Origin of the sequence: Acidovorax sp. HMWF018 (assembly GCF_003061035.1) — a bacterium.
Classification (GTDB): Bacteria; Pseudomonadota; Gammaproteobacteria; order Burkholderiales; family Burkholderiaceae_C; genus Acidovorax; species Acidovorax delafieldii.
Map to the genome: position 1 here is coordinate 4,777 of NZ_QAIM01000265.1, position 3,584 is coordinate 8,360.

General features: G+C 63.0%; 5 protein-coding genes. 3 read left to right on the forward strand and 2 right to left on the reverse strand.

Annotation, left to right across the window (positions count from 1 at the left end):
* The 3 genes from DBR23_RS30455 to rsgA all read left to right on the forward strand — a co-directional run.
* Positions 1–417: M48 family metalloprotease (locus tag DBR23_RS30455; RefSeq protein ID WP_233250370.1), on the forward strand; the 417-nt coding region annotated here is incomplete at its 5' end.
* Positions 414–752 carry a 4a-hydroxytetrahydrobiopterin dehydratase gene (locus DBR23_RS09720; protein ID WP_056747489.1) on the forward strand — a complete coding sequence of 113 codons (339 nt, stop codon included), beginning with the start codon at positions 414–416 and terminating at the stop codon, positions 750–752. The genes DBR23_RS30455 and DBR23_RS09720, both read left to right, overlap by 4 nt.
* Positions 753–764: 12 nt before the next feature.
* On the forward strand, positions 765–1,709 hold the full coding sequence (gene rsgA, locus DBR23_RS09725) for a ribosome small subunit-dependent GTPase A (RefSeq protein ID WP_108498109.1): 945 nt from the start codon (positions 765–767) through the stop codon (positions 1,707–1,709).
* Between the two features lie 49 nt (positions 1,710–1,758).
* Here rsgA and DBR23_RS09730 read toward each other — a convergent pair whose 3' ends face one another.
* Both DBR23_RS09730 and DBR23_RS09735 read right to left on the reverse strand, forming a co-directional pair.
* Entirely contained in the window at positions 1,759–2,745 is a 987-nt protein-coding gene (locus DBR23_RS09730; RefSeq protein ID WP_056747487.1) for a CobD/CbiB family protein, read from the reverse strand.
* 189 nt (positions 2,746–2,934) lie between these two features.
* Positions 2,935–3,584: CoA pyrophosphatase (locus tag DBR23_RS09735; protein WP_233250371.1), on the reverse strand; the 650-nt coding region annotated here is incomplete at its 5' end.

A 3,584-nucleotide genomic window follows, 5' to 3' on the forward strand; every position in this document is an offset into this window, starting at 1 on the left:
CAGCGCATCGTGATGATGTTTGCGCTCAGCCTGGCGGGCTTTGCGCTGCTGGGCTGGCTTTCCACACAGGTCTGGTTCTACACCGGGCTGGGTGTGCGGCCCAACCTCTCGCTGGACCCGGCCATGGCCGCCGCACCCAATGATGCGCTGGCACTGCTGCTTTTCATGCTGGTCGTTCCGGTATTTACCTTCTTCATCTCGCCGCTGTTTTCGCAACAATCGCGTCGCCATGAGTTCCAGGCGGACGCATATGCCGCGGCCCAGGCCAGCGGCGCCGACCTGTCGTCGGCCTTGCTCAAGCTGTACGAAGACAACGCCTCCACGCTCACTCCAGACCCGGTCTACGTGAAGTTTTACTACTCGCATCCACCCGCCACAGAACGGCTGGCGCGCATGCAAACCCCTGCTCACCCATGACTACCATGTTGAAGAAAAAAGACTGGTCCACGCTGACCCGCCGCGCCCTGACAGCTACAGAAATAGTAGCAAACCTGGCCAAACTGGAGGGCTGGAGCCTCAGCGGCGACGGCGCCAACGTCGCCATCGAGAAGACCTACCACTTTGCCAATTACTACGAGACGATCTCGTTCGTGAACGCATTGGCTTTCATCGCCAATGCGCAAGACCACCACCCCGATCTGTCTGTGCACTACAACCGCTGCGTGGTGCGACTGAACACGCACGACGTGCATGGCATCTCCAGCACCGACTTCGAGTGCGCCACCCAGTTCGACGCACTGGTCGCACTGTGAGGCAGGCCCACCATGGCTGAACGCAGCGCCCTCATGGAAGGTACCGTGGTGGCCAGCCATGGGCGCCACTGCATGGTCGAGACCCCGGATGGGGAGCGCCGCATCTGCCACCCCCGCGGTAAAAAAAGCCAGGCCGTCGTTGGCGACCATGTGCTATGGCAGGCACCGCCGCCTGGGCAAGGCGAAGAAGGCACCATCGAAAAGGTCAAGGAACGGCGCAACCTGTTCTACCGACAGGACGAGATTCGCACCAAATCTTTCGCCGCCAACCTCGATCAGGTGCTCATCCTGATTGCGGCGGAACCGGTGTTCTCCGAAAGCCAGCTATCACGGGCACTGATTGCTGCAGAGGCGGAGGGCATCAAACCCGTCATTGCACTCAACAAGAGTGATCTGGTCGAACCCTTCGCCCGCGCATGGGAGCGACTGCTGCCGTACCGGCACATGGGCGCAGGCAAACACTATGGCGTGCTGCCGCTATCTCTGGCACTGTCCAGCGATGTGGACCGCGCCCTGCTCATGGAACACTTGCAGGGCAAGACTACGCTGGTGCTGGGCCCGTCGGGGTCCGGCAAGAGCACGCTGATCAACCTGCTGGTGCCGGGCGCCTCGGTGCTCACCGGAGAAATCTCGCAGGCCCTGAATTCAGGCAAACACACTACCACCAGCACCCACTGGTACTGGATGGATGCGGCGCGCACCACGGCACTGATCGACTCGCCAGGGTTCCAGGAATTCGGGCTGCACCATATCGCCCCCATGCAGCTGGCGGCCTGTATGCCCGACATCGCCGAGCATGCAACGGCCTGCAAGTTCTACAACTGCACCCACCTGCATGAGCCGGGGTGCGGTGTGCTGGATGCAGTCAAAAAGGGCCAAAGCGCTGGAGGAATAAGCCCTTCTCGCTACAAAATATATAGCGATTTATTTGAAGAGCTGAGTCACACCCGGTATTGACCGGCGTATGCCAGCGGCGCCACGCGAGATGGCACGACAGGTGAACGGGCTAGCCGAGCAACCGGGCCAGCGTCAGCAGCGCCAGCAGCAGCATCCAGACCACCACCGAGCGCCACACCAGGCCCACCACGCTACGAAGGTGGCCTACTTCAGGCTCGCGGCCGGGGGTGGAGTCGCTGTCGCCCATGTCGGCATCAATCTCCAGACCCTGTGGCGCATGCAGCTCAGTGCGCGCCTTCAACGCCTCACCGCCCAGGCGCACATTGATGGCCCCTGCAGTGGCGGCAAGAACCACACCATCGTTGTCGTTGGGAAACCGCTGCGCATGAAAACGCCAGCCTTCAATCGCTTCTTCAAAACTGCCGACAACCGCAAAGCTCAGTGCCGTGAGCCGCGCAGGCAACCAGTCGATGGCAGTCCAGGCCTGGGCGGACGCCTGCTGCAAGGACTCGCTGGCAGGCAATGCGCCGGTGCGCTGCTTGTAATGCCAGTAGCGAGAGACAAATTCAGCCAGGCGATACAGCACCGCCCCCGTCGGCCCCAGACCCAGCGCAGCCAGCACCGAGAACCACGCCAACACCCCAAATACATGCCGGTGCGCAGCCAGCACCGAATACTCGATCACATGGCGCACGATCTCGCTGCGCGGCAGCGCGCCCACATCCACCTGTTGCCAGTGCGCGAGGCGCTCGCGCGCCGCGTCTTCGTCCCCCTCTTCCAGCGCATCGCGGATGCCGGTGAAGTGGTGGCTGAACTGCCGAAAACCCAGCGTGACATATAGCACCGCCACGCTCCAGAGCACCGCAAACGGCCAGCCGAGACCCCACAGCAGCAGCCAGTGGATGCCCAGTGTGACCAGTGCGGGAACGAGCACCGCGAGGCTCCACGCCACCCACCCGTGGTGCGATTTGCCCGCGTCGAAATTGCGGCTCACGGACAAGGCCCATGCACGCAGCCCCGCGTGGATGGGATTGCTGCGAGCCAGAGGGCGTGCCTGCTCGATCAGCAGAGCGAACAGGATGGCAAAGAAACTCATGGGGGGCAATGATACTGGCGCCAAGCCACGGGAGCACGTGATTCCGCCGAACCTCAGCAACACATCCTCCAATGAAGCGGGGACCCCACCCGCAGCCCTCAAAGCCCACATGGCCGAAGCCAGAGCCCCACGTGAGGGGTCGCGCTGCCACACACCGGGTGCGTCCGCGCGAAGCGCCTCAGGGGTGCTTCATTCAGCCATCATGAACCGGTAGAAATTGCGCAGCATGCCAGCCGTGGCGCCCCAGATGAAATGGGTCTTGTCGCCTTGCTGGTAGGGCATGGAGAACCATTCGCGGTGCACGCCATCACGGTCAAACACATGGCGGCGATGGTGAGCTGGGTCGAGCAAAAAGGCCAGCGGTACCTCAAACAGGTCGGCCACCTCATACGGGTTGGGCCGAAGCACACAGTCCGGCTGCACAAGGGCGACCACCGGGGTGATGATGAATGACGAGCCGGTCACGTAGGTGGGCAAGGTCCCCAGTACCTCGACAAATTCACGGACCAGGCCCACCTCCTCCTGCGCTTCGCGCAAGGCGGTTTCAGCAGCACTGGCGTCTTCCGGATCAGCCCGCCCGCCCGGGAAGGCCACCTGCCCGGAATGGGTGGACAGATGTGCGGTGCGCTCCGTCAACAGCACCATGGGTTGCTCGCGCAACACGATCGCCAGCAACACGGACGCGTGGGCTGGCTCGCGGTTCATGAACTTCTTTTCCAGCACCACCTCCGGCTCCCACCGGGGTGGCTGTGCAAAACGCGCACGCAGCGCATCGGGCGTCTGCACAGCCAGGGGCACGGCGGGCAGGTGCGCATCCACCCCGACCACCGGCACCGTGC

Bases quoted from the DNA above. Each gene is read 5' to 3' on its own strand.
- rsgA (WP_108498109.1), top strand. From the start codon at position 765: ATGGCTGAACGCAGCGCCCTCATGGAAGGTACCGTGGTGGCCAGCCAT.
- DBR23_RS09720 (WP_056747489.1), top strand. From the start codon at position 414: ATGACTACCATGTTGAAGAAAAAAGACTGGTCCACGCTGACCCGCCGC.
- DBR23_RS09730 (WP_056747487.1), bottom strand. From the start codon at position 2,745: ATGAGTTTCTTTGCCATCCTGTTCGCTCTGCTGATCGAGCAGGCACGC.